This window comes from Rummeliibacillus sp. JY-2-4R (assembly GCF_053847205.1).
The window spans coordinates 2,123,990-2,139,103 of record NZ_CM132623.1; the positions used below are offsets into that span (position 1 = coordinate 2,123,990).

Annotated in this window: 13 protein-coding genes; all 13 read right to left on the reverse strand. The window is 35.4% G+C overall.

Translation table 11 applies throughout. The annotated features are described in order from the left end of the window. Positions 1-30: 30 nt before the first annotated feature. Positions 31-2,151 (reverse strand): DNA topoisomerase 3, encoded by a 2,121-nt coding sequence (locus ACWV26_RS10255; protein WP_455894667.1) that lies wholly within the window; start codon positions 2,149-2,151, stop codon positions 31-33. A gap of 85 nt (positions 2,152-2,236) precedes the next feature. Further along, the gene (locus ACWV26_RS10260; RefSeq protein ID WP_455894668.1) at positions 2,237-2,815 is read right to left on the reverse strand and encodes a YitT family protein; all 579 of its coding nucleotides are present in this window, start codon (positions 2,813-2,815) and stop codon (positions 2,237-2,239) included. A gap of 319 nt (positions 2,816-3,134) precedes the next feature. Then, the gene (locus ACWV26_RS10265) at positions 3,135-3,881 is read right to left on the reverse strand and encodes a hypothetical protein (protein WP_455894669.1); all 747 of its coding nucleotides are present in this window, start codon (positions 3,879-3,881) and stop codon (positions 3,135-3,137) included. Between the two features lie 273 nt (positions 3,882-4,154). Beyond that, positions 4,155-5,924: an adenine deaminase gene (ade, locus tag ACWV26_RS10270; protein ID WP_455894670.1), complete on the reverse strand. Its 1,770-nt coding sequence runs from the start codon at positions 5,922-5,924 to the stop codon at positions 4,155-4,157. 127 nt (positions 5,925-6,051) lie between these two features. Then, on the reverse strand, positions 6,052-6,570 hold the full coding sequence (locus ACWV26_RS10275; protein WP_455894671.1) for a hypothetical protein: 519 nt from the start codon (positions 6,568-6,570) through the stop codon (positions 6,052-6,054). A gap of 11 nt (positions 6,571-6,581) precedes the next feature. Beyond that, positions 6,582-8,042 carry an FAD-binding protein gene (locus ACWV26_RS10280; protein ID WP_455894672.1) on the reverse strand — a complete coding sequence of 487 codons (1,461 nt, stop codon included), beginning with the start codon at positions 8,040-8,042 and terminating at the stop codon, positions 6,582-6,584. Between the two features lie 448 nt (positions 8,043-8,490). Continuing rightward, entirely contained in the window at positions 8,491-10,065 is a 1,575-nt protein-coding gene (locus ACWV26_RS10285; RefSeq protein ID WP_455894673.1) for a long-chain-fatty-acid--CoA ligase, read from the reverse strand. Between the two features lie 127 nt (positions 10,066-10,192). After that, a complete protein-coding gene (locus tag ACWV26_RS10290; RefSeq protein WP_455894674.1) occupies positions 10,193-10,966 on the reverse strand; it encodes an SDR family oxidoreductase in 774 nt (257 codons plus the stop codon). A gap of 13 nt (positions 10,967-10,979) precedes the next feature. Then, a complete protein-coding gene (locus ACWV26_RS10295) occupies positions 10,980-11,678 on the reverse strand; it encodes a 3-oxoacid CoA-transferase subunit B (RefSeq protein ID WP_455894675.1) in 699 nt (232 codons plus the stop codon). Further along, positions 11,675-12,361, reverse strand: coding sequence for a CoA transferase subunit A (locus tag ACWV26_RS10300; protein WP_455894676.1), 687 nt, complete (start codon positions 12,359-12,361; stop codon positions 11,675-11,677). Before ACWV26_RS10300 ends, ACWV26_RS10295 begins: the two co-directional genes overlap by 4 nt. An 80-nt stretch (positions 12,362-12,441) precedes the next feature. Continuing rightward, a complete protein-coding gene (locus tag ACWV26_RS10305) occupies positions 12,442-13,614 on the reverse strand; it encodes an ABC transporter substrate-binding protein (protein WP_455894677.1) in 1,173 nt (390 codons plus the stop codon). 34 nt (positions 13,615-13,648) lie between these two features. Beyond that, positions 13,649-14,356, reverse strand: coding sequence for an ABC transporter ATP-binding protein (locus ACWV26_RS10310; RefSeq protein ID WP_455894678.1), 708 nt, complete (start codon positions 14,354-14,356; stop codon positions 13,649-13,651). Further along, positions 14,349-15,113: an ABC transporter ATP-binding protein gene (locus ACWV26_RS10315; protein WP_455894679.1), complete on the reverse strand. Its 765-nt coding sequence runs from the start codon at positions 15,111-15,113 to the stop codon at positions 14,349-14,351. The genes ACWV26_RS10310 and ACWV26_RS10315 overlap by 8 nt, the downstream gene beginning before the upstream one ends. Between the last annotated feature and the right edge of the window lies 1 nt (position 15,114).

Genomic DNA, 15,114 nt, shown 5'->3' on the forward strand with positions numbered 1-15,114 from the left:
TCTTGTCTTTTACAAATTTAATTATGAAATTCAATTAAAATCAAAAATAACTTTTCCTTGATCCAATTTTAGCTTTGCTGAAAAACTAGAGCCTTTTTTTGATTTAAAGCCTTTCATTTCTTTGGTCACACCGTTTTGACAAAGGTCTTTTACTTGATTGGGTGACAATTTTTTGCTTGCAATAGTTTTCGAAACTGTAAATTTGCAACCGGCTCGGTAGTTGGAGCAGCCGTAAAAGGATTTTCTTGCAACCAGTTTCCCCTGATGACAAATTGGACATTCTACGATTGGTTCATCTGATGGAGCTGCTTCGATTGCTGCTTGTATATTGGTACCTGCTACTTTTTCTGGTGTTACTTCTATTAAATGATGTAAGAATTTCGAAACGCTACCCAAGAAGGCTTCTTGAGAACCCATACCATTGCCGATTTTACGTAAATACGTTTCCCATTTGGCAGTCATAGCTGGACTTGATAAAAGTGAACCTTCAATGCTTTCGCAAAGTACGCGCCCTTTATCCGTGACTGAGACGATATTTTTAGCCACTTCGATATAGCCATGTCTTTTAATGGTTTCGATAATACCAGACCTAGTTGCCTCTGTTCCCAATCCTTCTACTTCTTTTAAAATATCACTTTGGCCCTCATCTTCTATGAATTTTCCGCAGGTTTTCATCATTTGTACCAGTTGACCTTCTGTATAGGGTTTTGGTGGTTGAGTTGTACCTTCGTGAATGTGGATAAGTGATTCAACCACATCATTTATTGCCACATGTGGTAATAATGGCTCTTCTTTCTTTTTAGGTGAAGCTGGCCATAATTCTTGGAATCCTTTGTCTATTTCTACTTTCCCTACCGTTTTAAAATCAATCCCTTTAACGATAGTCATGATTGTCGTTTCTTCATATAAATAATCTCTATGAAACATTGCAAGCATACTACGGACAATTTCATAATAAATATTCCGTTCCATCTCCTGTAATCCCGCCACTTTTACATCAGATGGAATGGTCTTTGTTGGAATGATGGCATAGTGCTCCTCCACTTTAGATGAGTCAACATAACGCTTTTGTGGACGACTATTTGCTACTTCAAATGGTTGTCCTATGATTCGTTGATAGGCCGGAATTTGATTGGCTAAATAGGAGAATTCCGCATCTGTAATGTATTGACAATCGGAACGAGGATACGAAACCAGTTTTTTCTCATATAAAGACTGTACAATTTCTAACACTTTTGCTGGACTATATTTCCATATTTTATTGGCCTTTGCCTGTAAAGTTGAAAGTGAATGCAATTTTGGTGGTTTAATCGATTTACGAAGCTTTTTCACATCTTTGATTGTTCCTGGAATTTGTTGATTTTCTAGTATTCCTGCTTGTACTAATATAGCCTCTACTTCTTCTCGCTTGTCCTTTTTCACATTAGCTTTCCCTTTATATGGACCATGTTCCGCTAGAAAGTCACCAGTTATTTCATAGAAATTAGATGGTTTGAAGTTCTCAATCTCTAGTTGTCTTTGGAAGATCATATAAACTGTTGGTGATTGTACTCGACCAATAGACATCGTTTCATTTAATCCTTTTGCTTTTAAAAGCATTGTATAAAGTCGACTTGCATTCATTCCTACTAGCCAGTCACTAATTTGGCGAGTTTGTGCTTCACGATATAAAAGAAGGTCTTTTTGATTATCGCGCAAGTTCGAAAATCCTTTTCGTATCTCATCTATTTCTAGCGAATTGATCCATAATCGTTGAATGGGTTTATTGCGGATACCTGTTTGACGTAATATGGAGTAGAAAATATTCGATCCTTCACGGTCCACATCACATGCGTTAATAAGTAAATCTGCATCTTTAAAAAGTCTCTTAACCTCTTGAAATTGATCCCATTTACCTTTCGACACTCGAAATTCATAACGATCAGGAATCATCGGAAGTTGTGTTAATGACCATCTTTTCCATTCGGGCTTATAGTCTGCTGGCTGTTTTAGTTCTACTAAATGACCTATTCCCCAGGTAATAGTAGCACCTTCAGGAAATGTTGCACATGGTTGCAATTCTATGTAGTTTTTTGTTTTCTTCATTACTTTAAAAGCGTCTGCATATGCCTTCGCCTGTGAGGGTTTTTCGGCTAAAACGACGGTCTTCAAAAAGCATCCACCTCTTTACAATTCATACCTATATTTTACCGAAAATATGTTCTAATGGCGAATAATTCGAGGTGAATTTTAAAATTTATGCGTGAGTAATTTTCCTAGTAACAAGACTTGTAGTCATCCCCACAACCATTAATGTAATGATGGATAAATATAATGTATTTGCAGATATGAGCACTCCACCAAGTATGATCACCGTCACATCAATCATAAAGATGATGATTCCTACATTTATACCAGTTTTGACACTTAAAAATTGAGCAATTAAATCTGTTCCTCCAGTACTAGTGTGGAATCGGAGCATCAAACCCATGCCCGTACCAATGCACACTCCTCCAATGATAGAGCTAGGAATTGGATTCAAGTGAACAAGAGAACGCAAAGGTTTTAATAAATCTATGATAAAGGAAGAAAATAATAACCCATGCAAACTATTATAAAAATAATGCCTATATCGCACCCATGCAACGATAAAAATGGGTACAGAAAGGAGCATAATCATGAGACCAACTTCTAAATCGTACAAATAGTTTAAAATGAGTGATAATCCCACAATACCACCATCTAGTATTTCATGAGGAGCCAAAAATAGATTGATTCCTAATGATAAAAAGATGCTTCCTATGATAATAACGATAATTTTCTTTAATAAATACATATAGGCCCCCTCTTACTATTGAACATATCAATATTTTATGTATAAAACAGCCTGAACATGTTTTATGTGAATTGTAATTTTTTTGAATTCAGATATTTTGTTGGATTGTATGAAATCATGCAAAAAGCCGTAAAAATGTATTCATTTTACGGCTTTTTATACGCGATTTTTTTAATTTATTTTGAGGCTATAACTTCAATTTCAATAAACACACCTTTTGGCAAAGACCTTTAATAAATAATCAAATTTCGTCATCAACAACTTCATTTGCTTCTGGATTTAGGGGAAGGATTTTTATTTTATATTATTTGGAAAGCGCTTATTTTTGGAAATGAGCCCTTAGCATTTCTTTCATTTGAATTTTATTTTCCGCAAATTGTTTAATCCTGTGACCATTTCCCCCAGAAGGATGAGGGAAACCCGAAAGAAGACAATTTGAATCAAGTAGTTGGTTGTCTACTAAATACTTTAAAACATTAGTTACGTTAATACCTAAAGGAATAATAAGTGGATTATCTAAATTGTTCATTTCTGTAGCAAAGCATTGAGTCACGTATTTTTTTAAGGTTTCAGTCTTTAATATGTTTGGTGTTGAGCCACTATAGTTTTTCCCATTGTAAAATACAGGGAAGGGTAAAACAGATGTGGTATGTACAAGGTTACTAGCTTCATTGAAAAGTTCCATAGTAGAAGATAATCCTAAATATTCATTTAAACCTAGTTCGTCTAACATTTTAACCAAATTTTTTCTCATAGGTCCTTCAAAGCTAGAATTATTTTTTACTTGTTGAAGTATGGCTTCATCGTTATCTACGCTGTTCCTTAAATTTAAAACGGTTGAAAAGGATTGTTTCATTTGATGTATTCCTGGGGTTATCCCAACAATAACCACCTTAGCACTTTCATTAACGTATTCAAAAGGTGCGTAATATATTTCTAACTTCTTCTTTTCATCTATTTCTAATAAAAACTGTTCACTTAATAAAGATTCCGCTGTTAGAGAGGAGGGTAATGACTGAATGAGATTCTTAAATTGATTAAATTTTGAATAATTTGCTATTGCCATAGGTTATTATCTCCTTTATTGTATTGAGAATATAACACTTTCTTTTTCTTAATCCTTACTAGTATAGCAAAAAAGCATGACATTTTTCCCCGCCCCCAAGCATGAACAAAAGTGTTATTTTTTTAAAAGACCATCTGTAGCTGTTTTCTACAAATGCTCTAACTGCTTCACAAACAACTTGTTCAACAAGATCTTTACAGTGTTTTGTTTTAATTAGCACTGAGGGACTTGAACCCCCCCGTCCCTCCCTTTCAAGGTAGTAATGTTATTTGTTCATAAAGAAAGTTCACTATTATCCACTTCAACTGTGATATGTTTAAAATTTATAACATCAAACAATCCAGTATCTGTTAGTTTGATACTTGGAATTACTGGTAAAGCAATAAATGATAATGTTAAGAAAAGGTGGAAGTTTAAATTAGGATTCAGCTGGATGAGGGCCTTGTGTAATTCATGTAATTGCTTTTCTGCATCATCCGCATTTAAATTGGTCATGAGTCCGCCAATTGGAAGAGGTAAAGCACTTAACACTTCCCCATCTGCTACTACAACATATCCTCCTTGCATTTTTTGTAATGCTTCAAGTGCTAGTAGCATATCTTCATCATTTGTACCGCAAACAAGGGCATTATGTGAATCATGGGCTACTGTTGTGGCAACGGCTCCTTTTTGAAGTCCGAAACCATTAACAATGCCAAGTCCAATATTACCTGAGTTATGATGGCGTTCTATTACAGCTAATTTTAAATAATCTTTTTCTATTGAAGGAACAAATGCACGATTTTCAATTTGGACTGTTGCAACTTTTTTATGTGTGATCAGTTGATTCGGTTCGATTTCAATGATGTTTGCTTGATTTCCATTAATAAAAGGAATTTCTAAATCATGTGATGTTAATTTTGGAATATTCACAGATTGCAAAATAGAAGCAGGCACAGGTTCAGAGTTTGTTTCTTGTCGTATCAATTTTCCGTTCTCTACTACTTTCTTTCCATCTTTCCAAACAGATTGCGGCTTACAGGTGGTTATATTATCTAGTAAGATCAAATCAGCTATATATCCTTCAGCAACTGCCCCTTTTTTCTTCAATCGATAACATTCAGCAGCATTTAGAGTAGCGAGTTGAATTGCTTGAAGTGGATCCATCCCCTTTTCTATTGCTAAGGCAATCGAGTGATTGATACTTCCCTCATCAATAAGTTCATCTAAATGTTTGTCATCTGTGCAAAACATAAAACGTCTAGCATTTGTAGGAGTTACTGCAGGTAAGACAGCACGAAGATTTTTTGCAGCTGAACCTTCACGAATGAGCACGTACATCCCTTGTTGAATACGAGTTCTTGCTTCATCCGCTGTAACACATTCATGATCAGTTTGAATTCCTGCTACTCGGTATCCACGTATTTGTTTCGAAGTTAACCCAGCACCATGACCATCAATTACGAGGTTTTTAGTTTCCGTTTGAGCAATTTTCTGCATCATATCGTCGTCGCCATTTAACACAGATGGATAATCCATAACTTCTGCTAACCCTAATACATTTGGATGACTTAAAAATGGTGCTAAGTCTTTTGCTTTTAGCGTAGCCCCCGCATTCTCAAAAGATGTAGCGGGCACACTTGATGGGAGCATTACATGAATATCCATCTCAGCATTTTCAGCATCATCCAGCATATATTGAATGCCTTTTGCACCTGCCACATTAGCAATTTCATGTGGGTCGGTAATGACTGTTGTAATCCCATGCGGTAATAGGATTTTACTAAATTCAGATGGTCGCAACATAGAAGATTCAATATGAATATGTCCATCAATAAGACCTGGAATGACATATTTTCCATTTGCATCTTCTTCTTCTTTAGCTTCATATTTTCCTTCTGTATCAATAGCCACGATCATACCATTTTTTATAACAACATCTGCTTTTCGCCAGACAAGATTAAATACGTCCGCAACTTGTGCATTACGTAAAATAAAATCTGCTTTTCTATTATTTTGGGAACTTAAGATGCTCTCTTGTTTTCTTAATAACTCTTCATTCATATGGAGTTCCTCTTTTCCTTTGTCCAGGTTTTCTACAGTTATACCACAAAGTTCTATGGAAGAACAAAAAAATTCGTTTAATAAACAAAAGCATTTCTTCAATATTATATAAGTTTAAAATTCTATTTCACTTTTGCTTTTTTTGATTTATGATTAACATCCACAAACTACATCCGCATAATAACCATCCAAATAATGAAATAATTACAACGGGCGAAATGATTTTTACAAATGTTAGTGAGATCATGATGAATCCAACGATGAGATAATGATTCACTGCGTGTAGATGGTATGTATCTTGTTCAACATGCCACGCTCGAAAATACCCTTGAAAAAATCCAAGCATGATTTGTAATAGTAGTGCTATGTACGGTAAGACATCATACTCCAAATGAAATTGGCCGACGAAAAGGTACATGCATCCCATTCCCAAATAGATGAGTGTTATGTACGATTCCCCCTTATTCTTTTTCACCTGAAATACACGGTATCCCCATGCAGCTGAGAATGAATGGATGGCGAAAAGCCAACCGAATACTGTAAACGTAAGGGTTACCCCTTTTAACCAAATGATATAGTATGGGAAAACGGCAACTTGGCCAACTGTAATAATTAGTGGGATTATTCTATTGCTATTACGAATCATTTATATCCTCTTTACTTCAAATAATTTTGATAAAAATTGTTAACGAACACTTCATTTGGATCTTGCTTACGCTTTTCTGCTTTGAATTTTTTCCAATTTGGATAGGATTCTTTAAATTGTCTTTTTGTTTGATAAGGATAATAAGGTAGATAATACGTTCCACCATGCTTAATTGTGAGATCGGTCCATTTTTGTATCATGACTTTTGCATGTTCAATATCTTTACCTTGAAGCCCATGCTGAATAAGAATGACTAAACCTAACATGTTTTCTTTTGCATAGTTAAGCGTTGTCGTATTGTCTTTTGCTGCATAACGAATTGTAATATTATGAACTTTAAAATCTTCATCTGCATCATTTGCTGGAAGTATTTTCTTTAAGTCTTTCATATATTCATTGAATTCATTAATCGGAACAAAAAATTCCTGTAGCACTTCTACTTTTTCTGGATTATTAAATTCCATAAAAGTAGATTCTGAACGCATGACATTATTTCGAGTAATTTTGGTACCATCAAGATGATTTAAATAGGAACTTTGAGTTTTCCAAAAAATATCCTCTAAAAGCCCGCCTTGTCTTCCAATATCCAGTGAATATTTAGTTAAATGAACAAAATCCTCACCTTTTAACTTCGTCAAATGGTCTGTGTTACCTGTTTTATAGTAATCAATCACAACCATATCATCTAAAAAAGAACTTAGTGCAACACTTACTCTTGCGTAATTCATCGCAATATCAGGATTGTTTAATACTCTCGTGAAATACGATTCATATTCGCTAGTTTTTAAACTTTTCGTATGAATGGTATAGAGCTCATTATCTGTCAACTCTAGTGTTACATCCAAAATCACGCCAAAAAGCCCATATCCCCCTAATACATATTGCATCATATGATTCGCATCTTTGTTCGTAATTGTTTTAATTTCGCCTTGTGGTGTCAATAATGTTAGTTCCTTTAATGTACTAGACATTGGTCCAAAGCGAATATCTCTCCCATGTCCATTGACTGAAAGAGAACCCCCAATCGTGAAGATTGATTGGGATTGAGTCACTTTAAGCGCTAATCCATATGGTTGAATCGCTTCTTGCACATCCTCCCAAGTAGCACCAGCTTCCACTCGAACAGTTTTTGCTTTGTCATTTACTTCTAAAATTTTGTTAAATGTCCGCATATCAATGACAATGCCATTTTTATAATATGTATGTCCACCTTGAGAGTGTTGAAGTCCTGCAATCGATATATGCTTACCTTCCGCATTTGCTTTCTTCACGATTTTCTGCAAATCATCTCGGTTGGTGGCTTTTACCACTTTGTCCACATGCTCTGGTAGTAATCCAGTATAATCAGTAGTCAGCCCAGATTGAGTAAGTCCATATTTTCTTTTTTCAATGGGAATATTAAAGGTCACAATAATAGCTAGGATGACAACAAGGAAAAATAAAAACCATGGATTTCGAATGATTCTTTTCAAATTAATCTCCTTAAAAGATTGATGTGTTTTTACTTACAATATTGTATTATTCAGTAAAACTTTATATTGCCTATTATACAATTTTATAGTTGATTAATGAGAAATGAAATCTATTTTTTCATTGTTCGTTTAGATGAGAACCTAGACTCTTTAGGACTAGTTGTTGCTTGATTAGTTCACTGTGACTTTTATTAGCGCTACTTAGACTTTGATTTAATTCGCTTAGATCTGCATTTGAACTACTCAGCGATCGATTCGATTCACTCAGAGCCATATTAGCACCACTAGTCCTTAATTAGACTCATTCAATACTTAATTAGAACCACTCAACGATCGATTAGACCCACTCGAACTTCGTATAGAACCATTTAGTTTCAAATTAGAATCCAACTTAAGTAAACAAAAAAAGACCACCGAGTTATCTCGTTGATCTTTTTTTGTGCCTCTATCAAACCCCAGTACTCTCTACATAACTCTTTCTCAGATGTACTTTTTGGATTTTGCCTGAAGCGGTTTTTGGTAATTCGTCAATTAATGTAACACCTGTAATAGCTTTAAAGTGTGCTAGTTTGGAACGGGAGAAATCAATGATATCCTTTTCTGTTAATGTTACATTTTCGCGTAGTACTACGTATGCATGAGGTGTTTCTCCCCATTTTTCGTGCGGTACGGCAATAACAGCTGCTTCCAGGATATCTGGGTGATCATAAAGAACGCCTTCTACTTCAATAGAAGAAATATTTTCTCCTCCACTAATAATGATATCCTTTTTACGGTCTGTGATTGCTACATACCCTTTATCATCGATATGGCCGACATCCCCAGTATGTAACCAGCCGTCTTTGATCGTATTCAAGGTTGCTTGTTCGTTCTTCCAATAGCCTTTCATCACGCCATTACCTCTGACGATTACTTCCCCAACTGTTATGCCATCATGAGGTACTTCGTCGCCTAATTCGTCTACAACTTTTACTTTTGTACCAATCATCGGTGTTCCTGCTTTAGCTTTCAGTTGGTATTTCTCATCATCTGGTAAATCTTGATATTGAGGAAGAATGCGTGAAATCGTACTTAATGGAGTTGTTTCTGTCATACCATATACTTGCACAAACTCCCAACCAATTTCTTTTTCTATTTTTTCAACGAATGCGACTGGCGGTGCTGAGCCTGCAATAACAACGCGAAGTTCATCGGATAACGCTGGTTTTTGTTCATCATGGTATTGAATAAGTGAATTCAATACTGTTGGTGCCATATGAACAATAGATACATTGTGTTTTTTAATCTTACCGAATATTGCTTCGGGTGTTGCTTTTCTTAGGAAAACTTGCGTTGAACCATTTGCAGTGTAGTAAAATGGTGAACCCCAACCATTCACATGGAACATAGGTAGAACGTGCAGAAGAACATCCTCATCCGTTACGCGTAGATGGTGCATTGATGTAAGGGCATGTAGATAGTTATTTCTGTGCGTTAACATAACACCTTTTGGATCACCTGTTGTTCCACTTGTGTAAAGAAGACTCGCTACATCATCCTCATCTAACTCTGTACGCTTAAACTCACTATTATCAAAGTGAGCTAACCATTCATCATAGCCAAGTTCTTGCGTTTCTTCATCTTTATAATGGACAATGATTTGCTGCACTGTTTCCAATTTCTCTTTAATTGGGACGATTAAATGGTATAAATCTTGATCTACTAGTAATATTTTAGACTCACTATGATTTAAGATAAATAAGTAATCTTCTGGTTTTAATCGGATATTTAAAGGAACCATTATTGCCCCTAATTGATAAATTCCATAAAAACCTTCATACATTTCAATTGTATTTGAAGCCAAGTATGCAACCTTGTCCTCTTTTTTTACTCCAAAAGATTGTAATCCACGGGATAACTGATTTACACGTCCGTTTAATTCGCGGTATGTAAATGCCCTTTTTTCATCTAATATCGCTTTTTTGTCTCCATATAAATCTACTGCTCTATCAAGAAAATCTGTTAATATTAATGGTACATTCATCCCCTACACCCCTTTTGTAAAATGGAATTACGTTCATTCTACAATATTCAGACAATTTTGTCATTTAGGAGATGAATGTTTATTTCGAGAAAATTTTGCTGAATTTATAGGAGATTTGGAATTCCTTTTATAATGTACTTCCACCATCCACACTTAAAACTGTACCTGTGACAAAATCACTTGCTTTTGTTGCTAAATAGATGGCTGCACCTTTAAGCATATTTTCATCACCTATTTTCTTGAGAGGAATTGTTTCTAGGATTTTTTCTTCTTTTTGATTTAATGTTTCTTTTGTCATCTTCGTTCGGAACATTCCTGGTGCAATAGCATTTACATAGATCCCATGTTGTGCCCATTTGATGGCCAAGTCCTTTGTAAAGTGAACGACCGCTGCTTTACTTGTCGTATAGCCGATGGTATTGGTGATTTCTGGTGGTCTGACTGTAAGGCCCCCCGCAGATGCGATATTGATGATTTTTCCATATTTTTGGTTAATCATATGATTTCCAACTGCTTTACTGACTAAAAAAGTACCCGTAACATTCACATTCATTACTTTTTCCCAAGCTTCTAATGGCATTTCTTCCACTTTTGCTCCCCAAGTTGTGCCACTATTATTGACTAGAATATCGATTTTGCCGAAGTCTTCTATAATTTGTGCAACCACTTCGTTTACTTGATTTTCATTTGTTACATCAAGCTCATAACCCTTTGCTTCTATGCCATATTTTTGAATTAGGATATTCGCAACCTCATCACAATTCTCTTTATTTCTTGAACAAAGAGCAAGATTGCAACCCCGTTCTGCATATACCTCTGCAATTTGTTGTCCTAAGCCTCTTCCTCCGCCTGTAATGACCGCAATCTGCCCATTTAAATCAAATAATTCTCGAAATTCCATTCTTTTGCCCCTTTCAAGATTTTGATGAACTATAAAGAATATCGTTTAATATTTGCGTACGACTCACGCTTTTAACATTAGGTGCTATTTTATAGAATGCTGGTGTGATGTTTTTTAGCTCTTCGAATGAAATTTCTTCTATCTTTTCAGTTAGTTGAAAACAACCATCGACAAATTTAAAAACAGCCAATTCAGTAACAATCGTATCAACACGGTTTTTGGCAGTCAGAGGATATGTACAGCAAGGAAGAATTTTTGGTTCGCCACTTTGTGTTAAATGTTTTGTTGTTACGATTACTTTTTTGGCTCCGATTACTAAATCCATCACACCTCCAACGCCAAGTACATCTTCACCAGGGATCGCCCAACTTGCAATATCTCCATTTTCTGCTACTTGAAGTGCACCTATAATCGTTGCATCCAAATGACCACCACGCATCATGGCAAAGGAAAGAGAACTATCAAAGTAAGATGAATATGGAAGAGATGTAATATAGTCTTTTCCAGCGTTTACTAAATCTAGATCTTCTTCACCTTCTAGTGGCGTTGGTCCAACTCCTAGGATTCCATTTTCAGAATGCAGTGTTACAAGTCCTTTTGGTATAAAGTCAGCAACTAGTGTTGGGATACCGATTCCTAAATTGACAACACCATACGTTAGATCTTTGGCTGCACGCCAAGCAATATACATTTTTAAGGAATCATCACTCATATGACTTCCTCCTCCTTTTTGTTTACAATAATATCAACAAAAATGAAAGGTGTAGTAATCGACTCTGGATCAAGTTCCCCAATTTCAACGACTTCTTCCACCTCTACAATTGTCAAATCTGCAGCCATTGCCATCAATGGATTAAAATTCCGAGCAGTTTTTCGATAAATTAGATTTCCGGCCTTATCTGCTTTGTATGCTTTGATTAATGCAATATCTGCTGTAATGGAATGTTCTAAAACGGCGTCAACTCCATTAATGTGTCGGACCTCTTTTCCTTTAGCCAAATCCGTGCCTACAGCTGTTGGGGTGAAAAAAGCAGGAATGCCAGCTCCACCTAATCGAATTGCTTCTGAAAATGTCCCTTGTGGTAATAGTTCTACTTCAATACGGCCTTCTCTATATGCTTTTACGACCTCTTTGCTCGTTGTATAATAACTTCCTACCACTTTTCGAATACGATTTAGCATAAATAATTTATGAAGATTCGAGGTATCCTTGATATTATTACTTATTATCGTTAAATCCCCTACCCCCTGATCAATCAGACCTTGAAGGAGATATTCAGGGATTCCCGTGGCTCCGAATCCTCCTACTAAAATTTTAGAATGATTAGGGACCTTTTCCATTGCTTGTTGCAAAGATAAGAATTGTACATTTGTTTGAATTGTGCTATTGGTCAATTAATATATCCTCCTTAAGAAAGCTGAATAATTTAAAGGAAGAAATCAGATAAAGGTACCTGATTTCTTCAGACTCATTATCATTTCTCTATTGGGATTGAAACAATTTTTCCATTTTCAACTGCACCCACACGAACATTTACACCAAACGCTCCATTCTTTCCAATCGTTGGAATTTCATAAACCTTTTTGTTTTCTGGTAGTTGATCTAGTCCATCTTGAAGATGTTCATAAATTGCTTTTGGATCATCAACGCTTTTTGCTGCTTTCATTGCCTCTGCAAAGACATAAACCGATGTGTATAGGTATCCGGATTCAGAACTTGGAACAGCATTAAATTTCTCTTTATATTTTTTAATGAATTCAGCTGTTCCAGGATAATCTGCAGAAGAGAGTGGCATCGTACCGATTGAACCTTCTAAAAAGTCATAAGAACCTTTTAACTTCATCATTTCATCCATTTTTGCTTGGTCCATGACGATAAAACCGCCTTTAAATCCTGCTTCTCTAGCTTGAAGTGCTAATTTTGCGGTCGATTCTGATGGACCACCGACGAATAGTACATCTGGTTTCTTTTTCAGCGCATTTGTAACAAGTGTATAGAAGTCTGTATCTTTTTCAAAATCTACAGTAGATTGATATACAACTTCTCCACCTTTTTCTTTCCATTTAGGTGTAATTGCCTTTGCCCAATCTTGACCATATTGTGTAACAGGTGGAATTAGCGCAATTTTCTTTCCAAACTTTTTCATTTCATACTCTACAAATGTGTCAATATAATCCTTATAATTTGGAGGTATTCTGACAGTTAAAGGGTTTCCTACTTCTGTAATGGAAGGTTCACTAGAATATCCACCAATGATAAAATTTTGTTGAACATTAAATACTTGTAATGCAGAAATCCCACCGCTATGTGGTGTAATAATAATTGGGGTTTTATATTCTTGTACTAATCTTTGCCCATTAGATGCCGTTTCATTTGGTAAATATTTATCATCTAACTTCACTAATTTTAATTTATAATTTGTTCCATTTATATCGAGGCCTGATTTATTAATTTCATTAATAGCCATAGATAATCCATTTACTGTTTTTTCGCCATAATGAGCAGCCGAGCCTGTTAAAGGTCCACTGTAGCCGATATTGATAACATTTTTACTACTCGAACCTCCACCGCTTTTACTTGAACATGCTGTTAATACCAACACACAAGCTATGAGACTAATAAATAAAAATGATTTTATTTTATTCATTCAATACCTCCTCAATTTTTTATAAAGGCTTACTTTAAGCACCAATATAGGCTTTTCGAACTTCTTCGTTTTTAAATAATTCTTCCGAAGTTCCTTCAACAACAATTTTTCCATTTTCAAACACGTATCCCTTATCAGCAATACTTAAAGCTGCATTTGCATTTTGCTCTGCCAATAAAATTGTGGTTCCTTCTTTATGAATCTGTTGAATACTTTTAAACATCTGCTCTACAATTAATGGAGCCAATCCAATAGAAGGCTCATCTAACAGCATGATTTTAGGTTTAGCCATTAACGCTCGACCAATGGCTACCATTTGCTGTTGTCCGCCACTTAACGATCCAGCTGCATCATTCTTTTTCTCTTCTAAAATTGGAAATAGTTCATACACATTGTTTAATGTTTTCTTAATCTCATTCTTATTTTTTCTATGAACATATGCGCCCATTAGCAAATTTTCATAGACAGACATTTGTGAAAATAATTTTCGATCTTCTGCACATTGAATAATACCTGCTTGCACAATTTTATCTGGGGATTTTCCACTGATAATATTACCCTCAAGAAGTATTTCACCTTCAGCTGGCTTACTAAGACCACTTATTGTTCGAAATGTTGTACTTTTTCCTGCTCCATTTGCACCGAGTAAAACGACTAATTGACCTTTTTCTATTTGAATATTCAAATTTTGAATTGCGGAAAAATGGCCATATTTAGTCGTTACGTTTTTTAACTTAAGCACTGGCATTCCCCCCGAGATATGCTTCTATTACTGCTTCATTTTGATTGATTTCTCCTGGTGTCCCTTCTGCAATCTTCTCTCCATAGTTTAGAACCATAATTTTATCTGCTAAATCCATAATCATTTTTATTTTGTGCTCGATCAGGCATACTGTTATTCCTTGATCAGCCATTTTCTTAATAATTTCGGCCAAATCATCTGTCTCATCAGGATTTACCCCTGCAGTTGGTTCGTCTAAAAAGACAAGCTCAGGATCAGTCGATAAAGCAAGAGCAAATGCAACTCTCTTTTTTTCCTCTTGGGATATATTTGCAACAATCCTATCAGCTGAGTGAGCTAAACCTACCCTATTTAAAACTTCCAAGGCTTTTTCTTTGCATTGTTCTTCTTCTCGTTTTAATCGTTTTGTTCTAAAAATCGCATCGAATAGGGTTGATTGTGTTCGAAGGCGATGACCGACAATTATATTATCGAAAACAGTAGATTCTTCAAATAAATTAGTTGTTTGAAACGTTCGGGCAATCCCCATTTCAGCAATTTTGTGTGAAGGAAGTTTTGTAATATCCATTCCTTTATATACAATTTCGCCGGTTGTTGGAGTATGAAACCCGCTTAATAAATTAAAGAAAGTAGATTTACCTGCACCATTTGGACCGATAATTGCATTAATTTTGCCCTTTTCTATAGAAAAATCAACATTATTAACAGCAGCTAAACCTCCGAATCTTTTCGATAAGTTTTTTGTTTCTAAAAACATC

Coding starts and splice junctions, on each gene's coding strand:
- ACWV26_RS10260 (WP_455894668.1), bottom strand. CDS start 2,815: ATGTATTTATTAAAGAAAATTATCGTTATTATCATAGGAAGCATCTTT.
- ACWV26_RS10265 (WP_455894669.1), bottom strand. CDS start 3,881: ATGGCAATAGCAAATTATTCAAAATTTAATCAATTTAAGAATCTCATT.
- ade (WP_455894670.1), bottom strand. CDS start 5,924: ATGAATGAAGAGTTATTAAGAAAACAAGAGAGCATCTTAAGTTCCCAA.
- ACWV26_RS10275 (WP_455894671.1), bottom strand. CDS start 6,570: ATGATTCGTAATAGCAATAGAATAATCCCACTAATTATTACAGTTGGC.
- ACWV26_RS10285 (WP_455894673.1), bottom strand. CDS start 10,065: ATGAATGTACCATTAATATTAACAGATTTTCTTGATAGAGCAGTAGAT.
- ACWV26_RS10290 (WP_455894674.1), bottom strand. CDS start 10,966: ATGGAATTTCGAGAATTATTTGATTTAAATGGGCAGATTGCGGTCATT.
- ACWV26_RS10295 (WP_455894675.1), bottom strand. CDS start 11,678: ATGAGTGATGATTCCTTAAAAATGTATATTGCTTGGCGTGCAGCCAAA.
- ACWV26_RS10305 (WP_455894677.1), bottom strand. CDS start 13,614: ATGAATAAAATAAAATCATTTTTATTTATTAGTCTCATAGCTTGTGTG.
- ACWV26_RS10315 (WP_455894679.1), bottom strand. CDS start 15,113: ATGTTTTTAGAAACAAAAAACTTATCGAAAAGATTCGGAGGTTTAGCT.